The sequence below is a fragment of the Methylobacterium sp. ARG-1 genome (assembly GCF_001262595.1).
Lineage (GTDB): Bacteria > Pseudomonadota > Alphaproteobacteria > Rhizobiales > Beijerinckiaceae > Methylobacterium > Methylobacterium brachiatum.
The window spans coordinates 190,049-210,197 of record NZ_LHCD01000001.1 but is presented as its reverse complement, the minus strand read 5'-3'; the positions used below and the strand labels follow the sequence as shown (position 1 = coordinate 210,197).

Annotated in this window: 15 protein-coding genes; 12 read left to right on the top strand and 3 right to left on the bottom strand. The window is 68.8% G+C overall.

Annotated features, from left to right (window positions below; translation table 11 throughout):
• Nucleotides 1-53 precede the first annotated feature (53 nt).
• The 4 genes from AKJ13_RS00980 (at nt 54) to AKJ13_RS00965 (ending at nt 4,681) form a co-directional block, all read left to right on the top strand.
• Complete coding sequence (locus AKJ13_RS00980) at nt 54-1,976, top strand: ABC transporter ATP-binding protein/permease (protein WP_050731719.1); 1,923 nt, start codon at nt 54-56, stop codon at nt 1,974-1,976.
• 113 nt (nt 1,977-2,089) lie between these two features.
• The gene (locus tag AKJ13_RS00975) at nt 2,090-3,064 is read left to right on the top strand and encodes an ABC transporter substrate-binding protein (protein ID WP_050731718.1); all 975 of its coding nucleotides are present in this window, start codon (nt 2,090-2,092) and stop codon (nt 3,062-3,064) included.
• Between the two features lie 4 nt (nt 3,065-3,068).
• A complete protein-coding gene (locus AKJ13_RS00970; protein ID WP_050731717.1) occupies nt 3,069-3,878 on the top strand; it encodes an ABC transporter permease in 810 nt (269 codons plus the stop codon).
• A gap of 8 nt (nt 3,879-3,886) precedes the next feature.
• The gene (locus AKJ13_RS00965; RefSeq protein WP_050731716.1) at nt 3,887-4,681 is read left to right on the top strand and encodes an ABC transporter ATP-binding protein; all 795 of its coding nucleotides are present in this window, start codon (nt 3,887-3,889) and stop codon (nt 4,679-4,681) included.
• Between the two features lie 28 nt (nt 4,682-4,709).
• Here the strand turns inward: AKJ13_RS00965 and AKJ13_RS00960 are convergent, their stop codons facing one another.
• Nucleotides 4,710-5,609, bottom strand: a complete 900-nt coding sequence (locus tag AKJ13_RS00960) for an NAD(P)-dependent oxidoreductase (protein ID WP_082316822.1) — start codon at nt 5,607-5,609, stop codon at nt 4,710-4,712.
• Between the two features lie 699 nt (nt 5,610-6,308).
• Between AKJ13_RS00960 and AKJ13_RS00955 the strand changes: the two genes are divergently transcribed.
• From AKJ13_RS00955 to AKJ13_RS00940, 4 genes are all read left to right on the top strand, one after another.
• Nucleotides 6,309-7,691, top strand: a complete 1,383-nt coding sequence (locus AKJ13_RS00955) for a dicarboxylate/amino acid:cation symporter (RefSeq protein WP_050731846.1) — start codon at nt 6,309-6,311, stop codon at nt 7,689-7,691.
• Nucleotides 7,691-8,611: an ROK family protein gene (locus tag AKJ13_RS00950; RefSeq protein ID WP_050731715.1), complete on the top strand. Its 921-nt coding sequence runs from the start codon at nt 7,691-7,693 to the stop codon at nt 8,609-8,611. The genes AKJ13_RS00955 and AKJ13_RS00950 overlap by 1 nt, the downstream gene beginning before the upstream one ends.
• Nucleotides 8,612-8,998: 387 nt before the next feature.
• On the top strand, nt 8,999-10,747 hold the full coding sequence (locus AKJ13_RS00945) for an enoyl-CoA hydratase-related protein (RefSeq protein ID WP_050731714.1): 1,749 nt from the start codon (nt 8,999-9,001) through the stop codon (nt 10,745-10,747).
• A 420-nt stretch (nt 10,748-11,167) separates the two neighbouring features.
• A complete protein-coding gene (locus AKJ13_RS00940) occupies nt 11,168-12,064 on the top strand; it encodes a bestrophin family protein (protein ID WP_050731713.1) in 897 nt (298 codons plus the stop codon).
• Nucleotides 12,065-12,073: 9 nt separating this feature from the next.
• Here the strand turns inward: AKJ13_RS00940 and AKJ13_RS00935 are convergent, their stop codons facing one another.
• Nucleotides 12,074-12,655 (bottom strand): histidine phosphatase family protein, encoded by a 582-nt coding sequence (locus AKJ13_RS00935; RefSeq protein ID WP_050731712.1) that lies wholly within the window; start codon nt 12,653-12,655, stop codon nt 12,074-12,076.
• 124 nt (nt 12,656-12,779) lie between these two features.
• On the opposite strand from AKJ13_RS00935, the gene AKJ13_RS00930 reads away from it, so the two are divergent.
• The 4 genes from AKJ13_RS00930 to metH all read left to right on the top strand — a co-directional run bounded on the left by AKJ13_RS00930 (nt 12,780) and on the right by metH (nt 19,010).
• Nucleotides 12,780-13,790 (top strand): metalloregulator ArsR/SmtB family transcription factor, encoded by a 1,011-nt coding sequence (locus tag AKJ13_RS00930; protein WP_050731711.1) that lies wholly within the window; start codon nt 12,780-12,782, stop codon nt 13,788-13,790.
• 77 nt (nt 13,791-13,867) lie between these two features.
• Complete coding sequence (gene metF, locus AKJ13_RS00925; RefSeq protein WP_050731710.1) at nt 13,868-14,788, top strand: methylenetetrahydrofolate reductase [NAD(P)H]; 921 nt, start codon at nt 13,868-13,870, stop codon at nt 14,786-14,788.
• Nucleotides 14,789-14,827: 39 nt separating this feature from the next.
• Nucleotides 14,828-15,052, top strand: coding sequence for a hypothetical protein (locus AKJ13_RS00920; protein ID WP_050731709.1), 225 nt, complete (start codon nt 14,828-14,830; stop codon nt 15,050-15,052).
• A gap of 205 nt (nt 15,053-15,257) precedes the next feature.
• Nucleotides 15,258-19,010 carry a methionine synthase gene (gene metH / locus AKJ13_RS00915; RefSeq protein WP_050731708.1) on the top strand — a complete coding sequence of 1,251 codons (3,753 nt, stop codon included), beginning with the start codon at nt 15,258-15,260 and terminating at the stop codon, nt 19,008-19,010.
• A 102-nt stretch (nt 19,011-19,112) separates the two neighbouring features.
• On the opposite strand, the gene AKJ13_RS00910 is transcribed toward metH, so the two are convergent.
• A complete protein-coding gene (locus AKJ13_RS00910; RefSeq protein WP_144426151.1) occupies nt 19,113-20,117 on the bottom strand; it encodes an SMP-30/gluconolactonase/LRE family protein in 1,005 nt (334 codons plus the stop codon).
• Nucleotides 20,118-20,149: the final 32 nt, after the last annotated feature.

Sequence of the window (20,149 nt, the reverse complement as noted above, 5' to 3'; positions counted from 1 at the left end):
TCCCACGGGCCTATATGCGGGGAGACGATCGTTCCTCCCGCACAGAATTCCGCATGACCGACGATACCGTGCCTCCGGCCGGGCCTACGCCCCCGGCTGAGCGCCCCGGGCTGATCGCCACCTACCGGCGCCTGTGGCCGCATCTCTGGCCGCACGGTCGGCCGGACTTGCAGCGCAGGGTGTTCCTGGCCTTCGGGCTGCTGCTCGCGGCCAAGCTCGTCACCATGGTGACGCCGTTCACCTTCAAGTGGGTCACCGACGCGCTGGTCGCCGCAATCGGCGGCAAGGATGCCCCATTGCCGACGGGGCTGTTCGCCGCCCCGATGCTGCTGCTCGCGCTCTACGGCCTGTCGCGGATCGCCATGTCGGCGCTGACCCAGGTGCGCGACGGGCTGTTCGCCAAGGTGGCGATGCACGCGGTGCGCCGCCTGGCGCTCAAGACCTTCGAGCACATGCACCGCCTGTCCCTGCGCTTTCACCTCGAGCGCAAGACCGGCGGCCTCACCCGGGTGCTCGAGCGCGGCCGCGCCGGCATCGAGGAATTGTCGCGCCTGATGGTGCTGACCCTGGTGCCGACCATCGTCGAGTTCGTGCTGGTGCTCGGTGTGCTGGCCTACGAGTTCGACTGGCGCTACGCGCTGGTCGCGTTCCTCACGGTCGCAGCCTATCTCGCCTTCACCTACAAGGCGACCGAGTGGCGGATCGCCATCCGCCGCCGGATGAACGCCTCGGACACCGACGCCAACACCAAGGCGGTCGACTCGCTGCTCAATTACGAGACCGTCAAATACTTCGGCGCGGAGGCGCGCGAGGCCGCCCGCTACGACGTGTCGATGGCGAAGTACGAGAAGGCCTCGACCCAGACCTACGTGTCGCTCGCCGTGCTCAATGCCGGCCAGGCGGTGATCTTCACCATCGGGATGACGATCGTGATGTGGCTCGCCGCCCGGGACATCCTGGCCGGGCGCACGACGATCGGCGGCTTCGTGCTGGCCAACACCCTGCTGGTGCAGCTGTCCATGCCGCTGAACTTCATGGGCATGATCTACCGCGAGATCAAACAGGCGCTCATCGACATCGACGACATGTTCCGCATCCTCGGGCAGAACCCGGAGATCGCCGACAGGCCCGGCGCCGCGCCGCTCAAGGTCGCGGGCGGCACGGTGCGGTTCGAGGACGTGCGCTTCGCCTACACCCCGGAGCGGCCGATCCTGCGCGGCGTCTCGTTCGAAATCCAGGCCGGCCAGACGGTGGCGGTGGTCGGCCCTTCGGGCGCCGGCAAATCGACCCTGTCGCGGCTGCTGTTCCGGTTCTACGAGCCGCAGGGCGGCCGGATCAGCATCGACGGCCAGGACATCGCCGCGGTGACCCAGGAATCGCTGCGCGCCGCGATTGGCATGGTCCCGCAGGACACGGTGCTGTTCAACGACACGATCGGCTACAACATCCGCTACGGCCGGGCCGACGCCACCGACGCGGAGCTGCGCGAGGCGGCCCAGCTCGCCCAGATCGACCGCTTCGTCTCCGGCCTTCCGGAGGGCTACGACACGCCGGTGGGCGAGCGCGGCCTGAAGCTGTCGGGCGGCGAGAAGCAGCGGGTCGCCATCGCGCGGACCATCCTCAAGGCGCCGCCGATCCTGGTGCTCGACGAGGCGACCTCGGCGCTCGATTCCTTCACCGAGGCCGAGATCCAGTCGGCCCTCGACCGGGTCAGCCGCGGCCGCACCACCCTGGTGATCGCCCACCGGCTGTCCACGGTGGTCAATGCCGACGCGATCTTGGTGCTCGACCACGGCCGCATCGCCGAGCGCGGCACCCATGCCGAGCTGCTGGAGGCCGGCGGCATCTACGCGGCGCTCTGGGACCGTCAGCGCGAGGCCGACGCGGCGCTCGAGGTTCTCCAGCGCGCCGATGCCCCGGTCCTGCCGATCCGGGTCGGGCGCGGGACGGTGCCGGCGACGGAACCGGCGGAGTAGTGCACAGGGAGGCGGATTACTTCTCCGGCTGTATTCGTTATACTGCGCTGAACGGCCCATCACGAAGGCCGCGCTGCGAGACGGCTCACGCCGTCCGGTCGGGGGAGACATCCATGATGAAGGGCCTGATCGCGGCCGGCGCAATGCTGGTCGCCCTCGGCGGGACGGTGCGGGCCGAGGACGTCGTCCGGCTCGGCAACCTGAAATTCGCCCATTACGGCGCCATCTCCTACATGAAGGAGATCGCCCCGAAATTCGGCCTGAAGATCGACGAGCGCCAGTTCGCCAAGGGCGCCGACATCTATCCGGCGATGGCCGTGGACCAGATCGACATCGCGGCCTCGGGGGGCGACGGCGCCGTGGCCGCGCGCGGCAACGGCGTGAAGCTGCTGGTGGTCGCGGGCTTCGCTGATGGCGGCGTGCGCATCCTCAAGCGGCCGGACCTGCCGGCCAAGAGCGCGGCCGAACTGAAGGGCCTCAAGGTCGCCACGGTCCGCGGCGGCACCCAGGACCTGATGCTGCTGGCCGAGCTCGACAAGCACGGCCTCACCTGGTCGGAGCGTCCCGGTAAGGACGTTCAGCTGACCTACTTCAACAATTACGCCGACCTGAACCAGGCGCTCGGGCAGAAATACGTCGACGTGATCTGCCAGTCGGAGCCGCAATCGACCCAGGCGATCAGCGCCGGCTGGGGCGTCGAGCTGGTCAAGCCCTACGACACCCCGATCGGCAAGCCGGTGCGGCCGTTGGTGATGACCGAGAAGATGTACAATGAGCGGCCGGAAGTGGCCGCCAAGGTGCTGCGCCTGTTCGTGGCCGCTACCAAGGCGTTCATCGACGACCCGGCACTCGCCGAGAAATACGTCCGCGAGCAGGTGTTCAAGGGCCAGCTCACGAGCCAGGATTTTCGCGACGGCATGGCCAACGCGAGCTACACCTACGCCATGCCCGCCGGCCACATGCAGGTGACCACCGACTACATGGTCAAGTACGGGCTGGGTAAGATGCAGAACCCGCCCAAGAGCGATGCCGAGTGGGTCAAGCTCGACCTGCTCGAGAAGGCCAAGGCCGACCTGAAGGTCGAGTGATCCGATGGCCCTGCGCGACCTTCGCGGCGTCCTGATCCCGGTCGCGCTGCTGATCCTGTGGGAGCTGGCGAGCCGCACCGGCCTCGTCTCGGCCGTGGTGCTGCCGCCGCCGAGCGCGGTGGCGGTGAAGTGGTGGTCCGGGCTCCTGCCGGCCTTGCCGTACGATCCCGGCCAGGAGAGCTACCTGTCCTGGCTGTTCTCCGGCGAGATGCCGCATGACGCGGTCTCCAGCCTGTCCCGGGTCGTGTCCGGCTTCCTGATCGGCGCCGGGCTCGCGGTGCCGATCGGCCTGGTGCTCGGCACCAATGACGGGCTCTACGGCTTGTTCAACCCGCTGCTCCAGGTCCTGCGCCCGATCCCGCCGATCGCCTACATCCCGCTGGCCATCGTGTGGTTCGGGCTCGGCAACCCGCCGGCCCTGTTCCTGATCGCGCTGGGCACCTTCTTCCCGGTCCTGGTCAACACCATCGCGGGGGTGCGGCAGGTCGATTCGATCTACATCCGCGCCGCTCGCAACCTCGGCGCCGGCTCCTGGACGATGTTCCGCCGGGTGATCCTGCCGGCCGCGAGCCCGTTCGTGCTCGCCGGCATGCGGATCGGCATCGGCACCGCCTTCATCGTGGTGATCGTCGCCGAGATGATCGCGGTCTCGGACGGGCTCGGCTACCGGATCCTCGAGGCCCGGGAATATATGTGGTCGGACAAGATCATCGGCGGCATGCTGACGATCGGAATCCTCGGCCTGATCATCGACGGGGCGATGAGCCGCCTCAACGATCACCTGCTGCGCTGGCATCGCGGCCTGGAGCGGTAACCCGGACGATGTCGGCAGAGATCGTGGTCGCGAACGCCGTCAAGGTGTTCGGCAGCGGCGCCTCGGGCGTCGCCGCCCTTCAGGACATCTCGGCGACGGTGCCGGAGGGACAGTTCCTGTGCCTGCTCGGGCCCTCGGGCTGCGGCAAGTCTACCCTGCTCAACGCGATGGCGGGCTTCAGCCCGCTCACCTCGGGCACGATCACGGTGGGCGGCAAGCCGGTGGTCGATCCCGGGCCGGACCGGGGCATGGTGTTCCAGGAATACGCCCTGTTCCCGTGGATGAGCGTCGAGGACAATGTCCGCTTCGGCCTCGACATCAAGGGCGTGCCCCGCGCTCAGGCCAACGAGACGGTCGACCGGATCACCGCGACGCTCGGCCTGTCGGATTTCCGCACGCGCTACCCGAAGGATCTCTCGGGCGGCATGCGCCAGCGCGTGGCCATCGCCCGCATCCTCGCCCTCGACCCGCCGGTGATGCTGATGGACGAGCCGTTCGGGGCGCTCGACGCCCTGACGCGGCGCACGCTGCAGGACGAGCTGCTCCGGATCTGGGCGGATTACCGCAAGACGATCGTGTTCGTGACCCACTCGATCGAGGAGGCGATCTACCTGGCCGACCGCATCCTGGTGATGACCTACCGGCCCGGGCGCATCAAGCGCGACGTCACCGTATCGCTTCCCCGCCCCCGCGACCCGGCCAGCGCCGATTTCAACGCGATCAAGCGCGAGCTGGGCCAGCTCGTGATGGAGGAGCAGGCCCGCTTCACCGACGCGGAGCTGCACGCGCCGGCGGTGGATTGACGCGTCGTTCGGATTGCAGACGCGGCGCTCACTCGCCGGAGCGAACCTTCACCCCGAGCAGGCCCTCGAACGGCAGCACCATCGCGCCCTTGTCCCGGTCGCCGTGGCCCTGGCGCAGGGCGGTCTGGTAGGTCGCGGTGGCCGCCGCCGTGACCGGCATCGGGAAGCCGTGCTCGGCCGAGATCGCCGCCGCGGCGACGAGATCCTTGTAGGCCGCACCCATCGGATAACCCTCGTCGAAGCGGCCCCGAAGGATGCGCGGCACAAAGTACTGAGAGGCGTAGCTCCGGCTCGTCCCCGTGGTGACCACCTGCGCGACCTGGTCCGGATCGAGGCCCATGGCCACCGCCATCGGAAGCACCTCGGCGAGCGCCGCGATGTTGATGTCGTAGAGCACGTTGTTGATCGTCTTGGTGAGCTGGCCGGAGCCCACCGGCCCCATATGCAGGACGCTGGTGCCGATCCGCTCCAGCAGCGGTCGGACCGCCGCAACGGTCTCCGCGTCGCCGCCGCACATCACCGTGAGCGTCCCGGCGTCGGCCCCCGCCGGCGCCCCGGAGACTGGGGCATCGACGAAAAGCCGCCCGGTCGCGGCCAGGGTGCGGCCGATGGCGAGCGCCTTGGCATGCGCGATGGTGCTGAGATCCACCACGATCGCCCCCGGCGCCAGCCGCTCGGCCAGGCGATCCCCGCCGAACAGGGCCGCCTCGACTACGTCGCCGTTCGGCAGGCACAGGAACAGCACCTCCGCACCGTCAAGGGCGGCGGGATCCGCCGTCGCGACGAGGCCCGGCCCGTCGAGCCCGGCAAGGCGCGCCGGGTCGGCATCCATCGCCACCAGGGTCTCGGAGTCGGCGCGCTTGGCCGCGAGGTTGCGGGCGATGGGAAGCCCCATCGCGCCGAGGCCGAGGAGGGCGAGCTTCTGCACCGGACGCGTTCCGCCTTGTGGCCCTGGACCAGGCCAGAGGCGCTATTTGGGACGGCCCCGCTCGCCCCGCGCCGTCATTGCGAGCGCCGCGAAGCAACCCAGTGCGGCGCGCGATTCCCGTAGGTAACGCGTCCCTGGGTTGCTTCGCTGCGCTCGCAATGACGGAAGGCGCCGGCCATCCCTTCGAGAGAACCTGTATCGGACGTATCAGGAGGCCCCGCAATCTCGGATGGCATGTCCCACCCCTTGAAAAAATTCCTATTTTGTACTCGTAGCCGTCGCCTATCCTTCGATGCCTCGGGGGCGATCGCGCAGCGCTCTGTCCGGGGGCCGCTCGGTTTGGATGCGGGCGTGAGGTCGGGGGCACTTTGCCCGGCGGGGGCGGAAAAGTGCTCCCGCGGCGTCCCGCGTTCCTCGTGCTGTGTCTTTCTGGGCCATGCCCCCGGCGCCTCGAGGCGGGTGGGGACGATGCAGCATGCCTGATGCGACAAAGACGGACATCCGGTTTTCAGTCCGCAAGGCGCACCGAACGCAACGCCGACAAATAACCCACGCGAGAAGACTTTCAGCCGGGGATAGACAGGCTTTTGTCACACTTGGTTCGCCGGTGACGACCGGGCCGCCGTTGAGGCGGAAGGCGATTATCGCTAGCGTGCCGGCACATTGGGAGGATGCACGGCAACCGTGCACGGGATGGATATGGCACACGCAACCCACGCGACGACCGCGCCCGGCGCCCCCCGCGAGCCCTGGTACAAGGTCCTCTATATCCAGGTCCTGATCGCCATCGTGCTCGGTGTGCTGCTCGGCTGGTACGACCCGGCCACCGGCAAGGCGATGAAGTGGCTCGGCGATGCCTTCATCGGCCTGATCAAGATGATGATCGCGCCGATCATCTTCTGCACCATCGTGCACGGCATCGCGTCGGTCGGCGACCTCAAGAAGGTCGGGCGCGTCGGCGTGAAGGCGTTGGTCTATTTCGAGGTGGTCTCCACGCTGGCGCTGCTGATCGGCGTGCTGGTCGGCGAAGTGATCAAGCCCGGCGCCGGCTTCAACGCCGACCCGTCGAAGCTCGACGCCAGCAAGGTCGCGAGCTACGCCAACAAGGCGGCGGCCGATTCCACCGTCGCCCACATCCTGGCGATCATCCCGAAGAGCTTCTTCGATCCCTTCGCCACCGGCGACCTGCTGCAGGTGCTGCTGATCTCGATCCTCACCGGCGTCGTCGTGACGAGCCTCGGCGAGCGCGCCGCCGCAGTGAACAGCGCGATCGACACCGCCGGGCAGATCTTCTTCAAGATCATCGGCATCGTGGTGAAGCTCGCCCCCGTGGGCGCCTTCGGCGCGATGGCGTTCACGATCGGCGAGTACGGCATCCAGAAGGTCTACGACCTCGCCTGGCTGGTCGGCACCTTCTACGTCACCGCGATCCTGTTCGTGATTGTGGTGCTGGGCTCGATCGCCAAGGTCGCGGGCTTCTCGATCTTCCGCTTCCTCGCCTACATCAAGGACGAGTTGTTGATCGTGGTCGGCACGTCGTCCTCCGAGACGGTGCTGCCGCAGCTGATGACCAAGATGCGCCGGCTCGGCGCCTCGGATTCGGTGGTCGGCCTCGTGGTCCCGACCGGCTACTCGTTCAACCTCGACGGCACCAACATCTACATGACGCTCGCCACGCTGTTCCTGGCGCAGGCGGTGGGTGCGGACCTGACCTTCGCGCAATACGCGACGATCATCCTGGTGGCGATGCTGACCTCGAAGGGCGCCTCGGGCGTCACCGGCGCCGGCTTCATCACCCTGGCAGCCACGCTCTCGGCGATCCCGAACAGCCCGGTCCCGGTCGCGGCCATGACCCTGGTGCTCGGCATCGACAAGTTCATGTCCGAGTGCCGCGCGCTCACCAACCTCGTCGGCAACGGCGTCGCCTGCGTGGTGGTCAGCCGCTGGGAGGGCGAGCTCGACATGGTCAAGCTCAACGAGGTCATGGCCCATCCGGTCTCGATCGGCACCGACATCGCCGACCGGTCGCCGGAGCCGATGGGCACCGACGGCAAGGTCACGAAGGTCGCCGCAGCGGAGTGATGGCCGCGCCCACCGGGCGGGCGCGCCTGGGCATCGATCTCGGCGGCACCAAGATCGCCGGGATCGTGCTGGATTCGCGCGGCGCGACCCTGGCCGAGGCCCGGATGCCGGCGCCGCGCGGCGTCTATCGCGACACCATCGAGGCCCTGGCCACCCTGGTGGCCCACCTGGAATCCGAGGCCGGCGCGCCGTGCAGCATCGGCATCGGCATGCCGGGCAGCCTGTCGCCCGCCACGGGCCTCGTGCGCAACGCCAATTCTCACTGGCTCAACGGCCACCCCTTCGGGATCGACCTCGCGCAGCGGCTCGACCGGCCGGTGCGGATCGAGAACGACGCCAATTGCCTGGCGGTCTCGGAAGCGGTCGACGGCGCCGGCGCCGGCGCGCGCGTGGTCTGGGCGGTAATCCTGGGCACCGGCGTCGGATCCGGCATCGCCATCGACGGCCGCGTGCTCACCGGCCGCAATGCGATCGCGGGGGAATGGGGCCATGGCCCCCTGGCCGCGCCCCGGGCCGACGAGCAGCCCGGACCCGCGTGCTATTGCGGCCGCCGGGGCTGCATCGAGACCTGGCTGTCCGGCCCGGGCCTGGCGGCCGACCACGCCAGGCGGCACGGCGGCGGCCTCACAGCCGAGGCCATCGTGGCGGCCGCGCGTGACGGCGACGCGCCGGCGCGCGACACGCTCGCGACCCATCTCGACCGCCTCGGCCGCGCAGCCGCCCAGGTGGTCAACCTGCTCGATCCGGACGTGATCGTGATCGGCGGCGGCCTGTCGCGGATCCCCGAGCTGATCGCCGGCCTGCCCGCAGCGATCGCCCCCCATGTCTTCTCCGACGCCTTCGACACGCCGGTGCGCGCGAGCCTGCACGGCGATGCCTCGGGCGTGCGCGGGGCAGCCTGGCTCTGGGACGCGGACTGAGCGTCCGACCGGCGCATCGACCGACGACGCGGCTCCGATCGCGTGCGAGCCGAAGATTTTCGCGCCGCGCGGGCACAAGCCCCCACACCAACAACCGTAAGCAGGCGTCGGCACTCCGGCCCCTTGCCGGATGCCCAGGGATGCGAGTCCACTGGCAGCAGCGCCGGATTTGCGACTTGCCCCCAATCCAACCCAAGCATAATGTTGCCATTCCGAAGCTAAACGACTCAGTTTCACCTGAAACAGATAGTAATATTTGGTCGCTTATCTCCGGATCCATACTATAAATACAAAAATACATAAGATAATCGTCTTGAAATTTGACGTTTACGGGGAGGAAATCCGAGACGGGACTCGAATCATCTTTCGATGTCTTGGATACCCGTGATGCGCGTCCTCCTGGTTTCGTCTGCGTTCAACAGCATGACGCAGCGATTTTTCGTCGAATTGTCCGATGCCGGATACGAGGTCTCGGTCGAGATCTACGGCGGCGACGAGCAGCGCCTCGCAGATGCGTTCGCCGCGTTCCGCCCGGACCTGACGATCGCCCCGTTCCTGACCCGCGCGATCCCCGAGCGGATCTGGCGCGAGCATCTGACGCTGATCGTGCATCCGGGCATCGAGGGCGATCGCGGCGCCTCCGCACTCGATTGGGCGATCCAGGAGAAATGGGCCCAGTGGGGCGTGACCCTGCTGCAGGCGGAAGCCGAGATGGATGCCGGCCCGATCTGGGCGACGCGCAACTTCCCGCTGCGCCAGGCGCCCAAGAGCAGCGTCTATCGGCGTGAGGCGATCGACGCTGCAATCTCCTGCCTGTGGGAGGCCCTCGCCAATTTCCAGACGCCGGGCTTCCGGCCCAGGCCGCTCGACTACGCCGCCCCGACCGCGCGCGGGCGCCTGCGGCCGTCGATGAAGCAGGCGGATCGCCGGATCGACTGGAGCCGGTGCGAGACGGTCGACATCCTCGCCCGGATCCACGCAGCCGACGGCGTGCCCGGCGTGCTCGACGAGGTCTACGGCCTGCCAGTCTATCTCCATGCCGCCTGCGCGGAGCCCGAACTGCGCGGCGCCCCCGGCGCGGTGATCGCCCGGTCGGAGAGCGGCGCGATCTGCCGCGCGACGGTCGACGGCGCGGTCTGGATCGGCCGCCTGAAGCCGAAGCTGGAGGGCGGCGGTGGGATCAAGCGCAGCGCCGTGGACACGCTGGGCGACCGGATCCCGGCCGACCTGCCCGTCGCCGTCCCGGCGGCCCTCGCGCATCCCAATCCGGTCGAGGAGGTGAGGCTGGAGCGCAGGGGCGACATCGTCCACCTCCACTTCGACTTCCACAACGGCGCGATGAGCACGGTGCAGTGCCGTCGGCTCCAGGCGGCGTTCCGCCAGGCCGCGGAGAGCTCCGCCAAGGTCACCGTGCTGGAGGGCGGTGACGACCTGTTCTCGAACGGCATCCATCTCAACGAGATCGAGGCCAGCGCCGACCCGGCGGCGGAATCCTGGGCCAACATCGTCGCCATGGACGATCTGGTGCGCGAGATCATCACCGCGACCGACACGGTCGTCGTCGCCGCGCTCGGCCGCAATGCCGGCGCCGGCGGCGCGATCCTGCCGCTGGCCGCGGACTTCGTGCTGGTCCGGCAGGGCGTGGTGCTCAACCCGCATTACCGCAACATGGGCTGGCTCTACGGCTCGGAATACTGGACCTACCTGCTGCCTCGCCGGGTCGGCTGGGAGCGCGCCGTCCAGTTGACCGAGGCGTGCCTGCCGATCAGCGGCCGGCGGGCCGCCGAGATCGGGCTGGCCGACGAGGCCATCTCGGGCGATGCCGATCAGTTCGCCCGGGCCGTCCAGGCCTTCGCCGCCGCGCAGGCGGAGCGGCATGCCGCGCTCACCGACCGCAAGCGCCTGCAGCGCCAGGAGGACGAGGACCGCCGGCCGCTCGATGCCTATCGCCGGCACGAGCTGACGCAGATGTACCGGAACTTCCACCAGCCGGACGCGCCCTATCACCGCGCCCGCAGCGCCTTCGTGCACAAGCGTCCGGCCTGCTGGTCGCCGCTTTCGGTCCGCATGCTCACGGAGCTGAAGCGGCTCGAGACGAGCGCCACGCCGGAGGTCATCCGGAACGCTGCGGCTTAGGAGGCCGCAGCCGGCAGAGCGCATTGGAAGACGGATGGGGGCGGGGTTCTTCTCGCCCCTCGCGAGACAATCGCCCGCGCTCCCGGATTCCGGGGGAGCGGAATCCGGAAGCTGCAACCGCAGCGGGATCAGGGTCCTGCACGGTCGGCGGCTCTGGGTTGCCCCCTCCGGATCCGACCTCGCCTGCAGTTCATCGGAGTCACGCCGTGGCTGCTCCGGCAGGCATCGCATCGCGAGCTCGGTCAGCGGTCACAAGAACCGCAATCCGACACCGATAAGCTTGTCATCGCTGGCGAACGGGCTGCCGTCGCACGGGCTCCGGCACATGACGCGGCACCCGCACGGTCTCGTGTCCGGGCCCACCCTTGTCGGGGCGCGAGGGGCAGGGCAGGGAGGGCCCGTCCCAGACCCGATGGCCCGATGATCGTCCGCACCCGGCCCAACCTGTTCACCCTGCTGTTCACCATGCAGGGCTCGATCCTGCCGCGCGTGGCCTGGAAGCTCGTCGGCATCGTCGCAGTCGCCTGCCTGGTGGTCTGGGCAGAGGCGCGCTGGCCGGCTTTCTTCCCGGTGACCGCGGGGGTCGCGCCGTTCACGCTGGTCGGCCTCGCCCTGTCGATCTTCCTGAGCTTCCGCAACAATGCCTGCTACGAGCGCTGGTGGGAGGCCCGGAAGGTCTGGGGCAGCCTGATCGGCGAGGTGCGCAACCTGGCCCGCCTCCTGCCGGCCCTGCTGCCGCCCGCCGAGGCAGCGCCGCAGCTGCGCCGTCTCTCGGCCTTCGCGCACGGCCTGCACGCGCGCCTGCGCGGCCTCAACGAGGCCCTGGCGGTGGACGGCAAGGCCCCCGGATCGGATCTCTGCGGTCCCAATCCCACCGATTCGGTCTTGGCCGCCCTGACCCGCGATCTCGCCGGGCTGATGCGCAGCGGGCGCCTCACCGATATCCAGTTCGGCCTCATCGAGGCGCGGATCGAGGCGCTGTCCGGCGTTCACACCGCTTGCGAGCGGATCGCCAACACGCCGCTGCCTTTCGCCTACACGCTGCTCGTTTACCGCACCGCCTGGCTCTACTGCCTGCTCCTGCCGGTGGGACTCACCGGCTCGCTCGGCTGGGCGACGCCCGTGGTGGTGGCGCTGGTCGGCTACACGTTCTTCGGCCTCGATGCCCTTGGAGACGAGCTGGAAGAGCCGTTCGGCACCGAGCCGAACGACCTGCCCCTGGACGCGATGGTCCGTGCCGTCGACCGCATCGTCCAACACGCCCTCGGCGAGCCGATGCCGGCCCCGCTGGCGCCGGACGGGTACTGGCTGCGGTAGGGGCAGGGGTCAGCCGTTCCAGCCGCGCAGGACCGGCTCGCTCCGGTCATGCTCGTAGCCCAGCACGCTGACGCTCGCGGTGCCGAGCACCAGCAGCGCGCCGCCCTCCGGCGGCAGGCCGATCCAGCGGGCGGCGAGCACGCGCAGGACATGCGCGCTGGAGAACAGGATCAGGTCCGCGTCCAGGGCGCGGATCCGGGCGATGACCCGGTCCGCCCGGGCGCCGACATCGGCAGCATTCTCGCCGCCGGGGCAGCCGTCCCGGAACAGGCGCCAGCCCGGGCGCTCGGTGAGGATGTCCTTGGTGGTCCGCCCTTCGTAGGCGCCGTAATCCCATTCGGCCAGGTCCGGCTCGATCACGCGACCCGTGCCGAAGCCGGTAAGGGCACAGGTGGTCGCCGCCCGGCTCGACGGGCTCGACCAGACTCCCGCATAGGTCCGTGCCGCCAAGCGTGGCGCCAGGGCGCGGGCCGCGTCCGCGCCGGCCGGCGTCAACGGGATGTCGCTGCGCCCGGTATGCTGGCCGGACCGGCTCCAGGCCGTCTCGCCGTGGCGGACCAGGGTGATCTGCGGGAGCTGGGTCTCGGACATGCACGCCTCCGGCTGCCCGTGTTCAACGCATCCGGGCCGATCCGGCACCGCGCGGCCAAATCACCGCGCGGCAGTCCCAACATCGCCCTTGCGCGGCCGGATAAACGGACATAAACATATCTTTATGTCTAACGCTGAGAGTCGCGCGGCGGGATCGATCCCCTTTCCGGAAGCCCTGGGCGTTCTGCGCGCGGCGGCCGAGGAGACGCGCCTGCGCATCCTGGCGCTGCTGACGGAAGGCGAGCTGTCGGTCTCCGACCTCACCGACATTCTTGGCCAGTCGCAGCCGCGCATCTCGCGCCACCTCAAGCTGCTGGTCGAGGCGGGCCTCGTCGAGCGCCATCGCGAGGGCGCCTGGGCGTTCTTCCGGCTGTCCGAGGCGCGGGCCGGCCTCGCCGACCCGCTCCTATCGGGGCTCGATCGGACCACGCCGCCGCTCTCGGAGGATCGCGCCCGGCTCGATGCGGTGCGCACTCAGAGGGCCGAGGCGGCCCAGACCTTTTTCGCCCGGCTCGCGCCGAAATGGGACGAGCTGCGCTCCCTGCACGTCCCCGAAGCCACCGTCGAGGCAGCGGTGCTCGACGCTCTGGGCGAGCGCCCGCTCGGCAGCCTGATCGATCTGGGCACCGGCACGGGCAAGATGCTCGGCCTGCTCGCTCCGCGGTCCGCCCGCGCGACCGGGCTCGATTCGAGCCACGCCATGCTGTCGGTCGCCCGGGCCAATTTGGAGCGTCAGGGCCTGTCGCGGGTGGATCTGCGCCAGGGCGACATCCACGCGCCGCCCTTCGCCCGGGCGAGCTTCGACTTGGTGGTGGTGCATCAGGTGCTCCACTATCTAGACGATCCGGCGCGCGCCTTGCGGGGTGCCGCGCGCCTCGTCGCACCCGGGGGCCGGCTCTTGGTGGTTGATTTCGCCCCGCACGATCTCGAATTCCTGCGCACCAGCCAGGCCCACCGCCGACTCGGCTTCTCCGCGGACCAGGTTTCCCACTGGCTGGCCGAGGCCGGGCTCGCCACGGTCGCGACCCGCGATCTGGTGCCCCGGGAGGCCGGGCAGCTCACCGTCACGCTCTGGCTCGCCCAAGACATGGGCGTCGGCCGCGATGCGGAACCGCTACAGCGCGCGGTCGCCTGACCTTCGGGCCGGACGACCTCCACGCAACCCTGTTCACCCATATCGTCTGAACCGATCGACATAGAGGACGAGACCCGATGCGCCGTTCCACCCACCGCGCCAGCCGCGACGGCTACCACCCGATCCGCGTCTCGATCGAGTTCTTCCCGCCGAAGACCGACGAGATGGAGAAGATCCTGTGGTCCTCGATCGAGCGGCTGGCCCCGCTCCAGCCGAAATTCGTCTCCGTGACCTACGGGGCCGGCGGCTCGACCCGGGAGCGCACCCACAACACCGTCGCCCGGATGATCCGTGAGACCACCCTCAAGCCGGCCGCGCACCTCACCTGCGTGGATGCCAGCCGTGAGGAGATCGACGCGGTGGTGCAGGCCTACTGGGATGTCGGCGTGCGCCACATCGTGGCCCTGCGCGGCGACCCGGCCGACGGCGTCGGCCACGCCTACAAGCCGCATCCCGAGGGCTACGCCACGACCGCGGAGCTGGTCGAGGGAATCAAGCGCATCGGCGACTTCAAGGTCTCGGTCTCGGCCTATCCCGAGAAGCACCCGGAGGCCGCCACCCTCGAGGCCGACATCGATGCGCTGAAGGCCAAGGTCGATGCCGGCGCCGACCAGGCGATCACCCAGTTCTTCTTCGAGAACGAGGTCTACCTGCGCTACCTCGAGAAGGTGCGGGCCGCCGGGATCACGATCCCGATCATCCCGGGCATCCTGACGGTGCAGAACTTCAAGCAGGCGGCGAACTTCGCCCGCCGCACCGGCGCTTCCGTGCCCTACTGGCTGGCAGCCCGGTTCGAGGGTCTGGACAACGACGTGGAGACCCGCCGGCTCGTCGCCGCCGCCGTGGCGGCCGAGCAGGTGCTCGACCTGGTGGACGAGGGCGTGCAGGATTTCCACTTCTACTCGATGAACCGCTCCGACCTCGTCTACGCGATCTGCCACCTGCTGGGCCTGCGCGCGCAGGCGCCGAAGCTGGCGACGGAAAAAGCGGCGGCCTAGATTCAGCTGAGCCCACACGGCGCAGCAGGAGGCAGGACGATGGCCGAACCGCAGGATATGATTCTTCCGCTTCTTCGGGAGATGCGGACCGAGATTCGAGAATTCGGGCAGAACGCGGCGCGCGAGTTCACTGGCGTCAATCAGCGTCTGGATCGGATCGAGGGGCGGTTGGCCAATATGCGTGAGGGGATCAACGGCGAATCGGTTCTCGGCCGCTACGCGGCTGCCGAAGTCGAGGAACGCCTCGACGCCCTCGAGAAGTGACTCGCCGCCCTGGAAAAAGCGGGCTGATCCGGACATTCCCGGGCCGGTCCGAACCTGAAACGCCAACCCGTGCCCTCAGCATGAGGTGCCCGCGCCAGCGGGCCTCGAAGGAGGGCTCCAGGGATCGACACGACATCTGGGGGCCTCCTCCGAGGCCCCCGCTTCGCTACGGCACCTCGGCTGAGGTGGTCTGTTGGGACCGATCATGACTGACTTCTCCCCCGTCGACGGCACCGAGATCGCATCCGCGCTGCGGACCCGCGCATCGGAGAAGATCCTTGTTCTCGACGGGGCGATGGGCACGGTGATCCAGCGCCTTGGGCTGACCGAGGCGGATTTCCGGGGCGACCGCTTCAAGGATCATCCGAACGATCAGAAGGGCAACAACGACCTCCTGATTCTGACGCAGCCGGATGCGATCCGGCAGATCCACCTGGATTACTTCCTCGCCGGCGCCGACGTCTGCGAGACCAACACCTTTTCGGGCACCACGATCGCGCAAGGAGATTACGGCCTCGAATCGATCATCCACGACCTGAACCGGGAGGGCGCGCGCCTCGCCCGCGAGGCGGCGCAACTTGCCGAGAAGCAGGACGGCCGCCGCCGCTTCGTCGCCGGCGCCATCGGCCCGACGAACCGCACCCTGTCGATCTCGCCGGACGTGAACAATCCCGGCTACCGCGCCGTGACCTTCGACCAGGTCAAGACCGCCTATATGGAGCAGGTCCGCGGCCTGATCGCCGGCGGCGCCGAGCTGATCCTGATCGAGACGATCTTCGACACGCTCAACGCCAAGGCGGCGGTGGCCGCGGCCTGGGCGGTGTTCGAGGAGACCGGGATCCGCCTGCCGATCCAGATCTCCGGCACGATCACCGACCTGTCGGGCCGGACCCTCTCGGGCCAGACCCCCGCTGCATTCTGGAACGCGCTGCGCCACTCCGATCCGCTGACCTTCGGCCTCAACTGCGCGCTGGGCGCTCGCGAGATGCGCGGCCACATCGCCGAGCTGTCGCGGATCTGTGACACCCTGGTCTGCGCCTACCCGAATGCCGGCCTGCCCAACGAGTTCGGCCTCTACGACGAGAGCCCCGAGGCTATGGGCAAGCTGGTTGGCGAGTTCGCCGAAGCCGGCCTCGTCAACATGGTCGGCGGCTGCTGCGGCACGACGCCGGACCATATCCGCGCGATCAGCGAATCGGTCGCCGGGAAGACGCCCCGGCAGATCCCAGAGATCCCGCGCCTGATGCGGCTGTCGGGGCTGGAGCCGTTCGTGCTCACCAAGGAAATCCCGTTCGTGAACGTCGGTGAGCGCACCAACGTCACCGGGTCGGCCAAGTTCAGGAAGCTCATCACCAACGGCGACTACGCCGCCGCCCTGGACGTCGCCCGGGATCAGGTCGCTGCCGGCGCCCAGGTGATCGACGTCAACATGGATGAGGGCCTGCTCGACTCGCAGAAGGCGATGGTCGAGTTCCTCAACCTCGTCGCCGCCGAGCCCGACATCGCCCGGGTGCCGGTGATGGTCGATTCCTCGAAGTTCGAGGTGATCGAGGCCGGCCTGAAATGCATCCAAGGCAAGGCGATCGTGAACTCGATCTCCATGAAGGAGGGCGAGGAGAAGTTCATCGAGGCGGCCCGCGTCTGCCGCTCCTACGGCGCCGCCGTGGTGGTGATGGCCTTCGACGAGCAGGGTCAGGCGGATACCTACGAGCGCAAGGTCGAGATCTGCACCAAGGCCTACCGAATCCTGACCGAGCAGGTTGGCTACCCGCCGGAGGACATCATCTTCGATCCGAACATCTTCGCGGTCGCCACCGGCATCGAGGAGCATAACGGCTACGGCGTCGCCTTCATCGAGGCGACCCGGACGATTCGCGAGACCCTGCCGCACGCCCATATTTCGGGCGGCGTCTCGAACCTGAGCTTCGCGTTCCGCGGCAACGAGCCGGTGCGCGAGGCGATGCACGCGGTGTTCCTGTACCACTGCATCCAGGCCGGGATGGATATGGGCATCGTCAATGCCGGCCAGCTCGCCGTCTACGACGAGATCCCGGCGGAGCTGCGCGCGCTCTGCGAGGACGTGGTCCTCAACCGCCGCGACGATTCCACCGAGCGGCTGCTGGAATCGGCCGAGCGCTTCAAGACCGGCGCCTCGGCCCAGGCCAAGACCGCCGACCTGACGTGGCGCGAGGCCCCGGTGGCCAAGCGCATCGAGCACGCGCTGGTCAACGGCATCACCGAGTACATCATCGCCGACACTGAGGAGGCGAGGGCCGGCGTCGAGCGTCCGCTCCACGTCATCGAGGGCCCGTTGATGGCCGGCATGAACGTCGTCGGCGACCTGTTCGGCGCCGGCAAGATGTTCCTGCCCCAGGTGGTGAAGTCCGCCCGGGTGATGAAGCAGGCGGTGGCCTATCTCGAGCCGTTCATGGAGGAGGAGAAGCGCGCCAATGGCGGCGACGGCAAGCGCCAGGCCGCCGGCAAGGTGCTGATGGCCACCGTGAAGGGCGACGTCCACGATATCGGCAAGAACATCGTCGGCGTCGTGCTGGCCTGCAACAACTACGAGATCATCGATCTGGGCGTGATGGTCCCGGCCGCCAAGATCCTCGACGTGGCGCGCAAGGAGAATGTCGACATCGTCGGCCTGTCCGGCCTGATCACCCCCTCGCTGGACGAGATGGTTCATGTCGCCGGCGAGATGGAGCGCGAGGGCTTCTCCGTGCCGCTGCTGATCGGCGGCGCCACCACCAGCCGGGTGCACACGGCGGTGAAGATCCACCCGGCCTATGCCAAGGGCCAGGCGGTCTACGTCACCGATGCGAGCCGCGCCGTCGGCGTCGTGTCGAGCCTGCTGTCCAAGGAGACCCGCGACTCGACGATCGAGACCGTGCGCGCCGAATACGCCAAGGTCTCGGCCGCCCATGCCCGCTCGGAACTCGACAAGCAGCGCCTGCCCCTGGCCAAGGCCCGGGCCAACGCCTTCAAGATCGACTGGTCGGGCTATGCCCCAAAGAAGCCGGCCTTCACGGATGCCCGGGTGTTCGGCTCCTACGAGGTCGCCGACCTCGTGCCGTATATTGACTGGACGCCGTTCCTGCAGACCTACGAGTTCAAGGGCCGCTACCCGGCGATCCTCGACGATCCGGACCAGGGTCCGGCCGCTCGCGCCCTCTACGAGGACGCGCAGGAGATGCTCCAGCAGATCGTGGCTGAGCGCTGGTTCAACCCGAAGGGCGTGATCGGCTTCTGGCCGGCCAACAGCGTCGGCGACGACATTGTGCTCTACAAAGGCGAGAGCCGCAGCGACCGGCTCGCGACCTTCCACGGCTTGCGCCAGCAGCTCTCGAAGCGCGACGGACGGCCCAATACCTGCCTGTCGGACTTCGTGGCCCCCGCGGAGACCGGCGTCGCCGATTACGTCGGCGGCTTCGTGGTCACGGCCGGCCTGGAGGAGGTGCGGATCGCCGGGCGGTTCGAGCGGGCCAACGACGATTACCGGGCGATCCTGGTGAAGGCTTTGGCCGATCGGATCGCGGAGGCCTTCGCCGAGCGCATGCACGAGCGCGTCCGCCGGGAATTCTGGGGCTATGCGCCGGAAGAGAACTTCACGCCGGCGGAGCTGGCGAGCGAACCCTATGACGGGATCCGCCCGGCGCCGGGCTATCCGTCGCAGCCCGACCACACCGAGAAGACGCAGCTGTTCGACCTGCTGAAGGCCGAGCGGCGGATCGGGGTGAAGCTGACCGAGTCCTACGCCATGTGGCCGGGCTCCTCGGTCTCGGGGCTCTATCTGGCGCATCCGCAGGCGCACTATTTCGGCGTCGCCAAGGTCGAGCGGGACCAGGTCGAGGACTACGCCCTGCGCAAGGGCATGGATATCCGCGAGGTCGAGCGCTGGCTCGGGCCGATCCTGAACTACGACCCGACGCGGTACCTGGCCGAAGCCGCGGAGTAGAGGGGCTCGCCAGGCATCGATCGTTCGCGATGCCTGGCGTATTTGGGCACCTGCTCTGTCGAGAGCGTCCCAGCTCCGTCGACGCGACCTAGATGAGCCGGATCAGCAGGTCCCGGCGCCGCGGGTGTTGACATAGAGCGCGTAAACCGAGTGCGAGGCGGTCATCAGCAGCAGGTTGCGGTTGAGGCCGCCGAAGCAGAGGTTGGCGCAGCGCTCGGGCAAACGGATCCGGCCGATCGGCTTGGCCTGGGGCGAGAGGATGAGCACGCCGTCCTCGGCCTCGCTCATACCCCAGCCGCACCAGAGGTTGCCGTCGACATCGATCCGGAAGCCGTCCGGCGTGCCGGTGCCGGCGTCGTAGAACACCCGTCCGTTGGCGGTCTTAGTGCCGGTCTCGACCACGTCGTAGACGCGGATCAGGCGGTTCGGCTTGGCGCGCGCCTCGATGACGTAGAGCTTCGACTCGTCCGGCGAGAAGCACAGGCCGTTCGGTCCCGCGAGACCGGCCACCGCGACGCTTGCCTGCCCGGTCGCCGGGTCGATCCGGTAGACATTGCCCGGGAGCTCCGGCGCCGCCATCGACTCGTGGGGGTTGGGGCCGAAGGCCGGATCGGTGAACCAGATCGCACCGTCGGAATGGCACACGACGTCGTTGGGTGAGTTGAGCGGCTTGCCGTCGAACCGGTCGAGCAGCGTGGTGATCGAGCCGTCATGCTCGGTCCGGGTGACGCTGCGGGACTTGTGCTGGCAAGTGACGAGGCGCCCCCGCCGATCCCGGGTGTTGCCGTTGGCGTAGGCGGACGGCTTGCGGAACACCGTGAGCGCGCCGGAGGCCTCATCCCAGCGCATGATCCGGTCGTTGACAACGTCGCTGAACAGCAGTGCGCCCATGTCGCCGAACCAGACCGGCCCCTCGGCCCAGCGCAGGCCGGTGGCGACACGTTCCACGGTGGCGGAAGCGAGGCGGTACTTGGCGAAGGCCGGGTCGAGGACTTCGACGGCGGGATCGGGCACGCGCTGCGACGGCTCCCACCCGGCCCCGGCCGCGCGGGCCGCCCCGAGCAGGGCCGCGCCCGCGAGCAGGCCTCTGCGTGCGATCATCGCCATGTATCCTCCCTGTCCGGTCAGCCGCCGGCTTC

What these genes read in the sequence shown, in the direction of transcription:
- AKJ13_RS00945 (WP_050731714.1), top strand. Translation starts at nt 8,999, where the DNA reads ATGCGCGTCCTCCTGGTTTCGTCTGCGTTCAACAGCATGACGCAGCGA.
- metF (WP_050731710.1), top strand. Translation starts at nt 13,868, where the DNA reads ATGCGCCGTTCCACCCACCGCGCCAGCCGCGACGGCTACCACCCGATC.
- AKJ13_RS00910 (WP_144426151.1), bottom strand. Translation starts at nt 20,117, where the DNA reads ATGGCGATGATCGCACGCAGAGGCCTGCTCGCGGGCGCGGCCCTGCTC.
- AKJ13_RS00970 (WP_050731717.1), top strand. Translation starts at nt 3,069, where the DNA reads ATGGCCCTGCGCGACCTTCGCGGCGTCCTGATCCCGGTCGCGCTGCTG.
- AKJ13_RS00920 (WP_050731709.1), top strand. Translation starts at nt 14,828, where the DNA reads ATGGCCGAACCGCAGGATATGATTCTTCCGCTTCTTCGGGAGATGCGG.
- AKJ13_RS00965 (WP_050731716.1), top strand. Translation starts at nt 3,887, where the DNA reads ATGTCGGCAGAGATCGTGGTCGCGAACGCCGTCAAGGTGTTCGGCAGC.
- AKJ13_RS00955 (WP_050731846.1), top strand. Translation starts at nt 6,309, where the DNA reads ATGGCACACGCAACCCACGCGACGACCGCGCCCGGCGCCCCCCGCGAG.
- AKJ13_RS00975 (WP_050731718.1), top strand. Translation starts at nt 2,090, where the DNA reads ATGATGAAGGGCCTGATCGCGGCCGGCGCAATGCTGGTCGCCCTCGGC.
- AKJ13_RS00950 (WP_050731715.1), top strand. Translation starts at nt 7,691, where the DNA reads ATGGCCGCGCCCACCGGGCGGGCGCGCCTGGGCATCGATCTCGGCGGC.
- AKJ13_RS00980 (WP_050731719.1), top strand. Translation starts at nt 54, where the DNA reads ATGACCGACGATACCGTGCCTCCGGCCGGGCCTACGCCCCCGGCTGAG.
- AKJ13_RS00940 (WP_050731713.1), top strand. Translation starts at nt 11,168, where the DNA reads ATGATCGTCCGCACCCGGCCCAACCTGTTCACCCTGCTGTTCACCATG.
- AKJ13_RS00930 (WP_050731711.1), top strand. Translation starts at nt 12,780, where the DNA reads ATGTCTAACGCTGAGAGTCGCGCGGCGGGATCGATCCCCTTTCCGGAA.
- AKJ13_RS00935 (WP_050731712.1), bottom strand. Translation starts at nt 12,655, where the DNA reads ATGTCCGAGACCCAGCTCCCGCAGATCACCCTGGTCCGCCACGGCGAG.
- metH (WP_050731708.1), top strand. Translation starts at nt 15,258, where the DNA reads ATGACTGACTTCTCCCCCGTCGACGGCACCGAGATCGCATCCGCGCTG.